1 protein-coding gene is annotated in these 211 nt (G+C 73.5%); it reads right to left on the reverse strand.

Annotated features, from left to right (window positions below; all coding sequences use genetic code 11):
* Positions 1–211 (reverse strand): acyl carrier protein (locus tag UK12_RS36135; RefSeq protein WP_045307471.1); only part of this gene is annotated, 211 nt, incomplete at both ends.

Genomic DNA, 211 nt, shown 5'->3' on the forward strand with positions numbered 1-211 from the left:
GCGAGGGCGGCAGGCGTCGGGTAGTCGAACACCGCGCCGGCGGACAGGCGCAGCCCCGAGGCCGCGTTCAGCCGGTTGCGGATCTCGACCGCCGTCAGCGAGTCGAAGCCCAAAGCCCGGAAGGCCCTGGCCGGTTCGACCGACTGCGCACCGAGGTAGCCGAGCACTCCGGCCACCTCTCCGCGCACCAGCTCCAGCAGCGCACGGTCCC

The organism is Saccharothrix sp. ST-888, assembly GCF_000955975.1.
Classification (GTDB): Bacteria; Actinomycetota; Actinomycetes; order Streptomycetales; family Streptomycetaceae; genus Kitasatospora.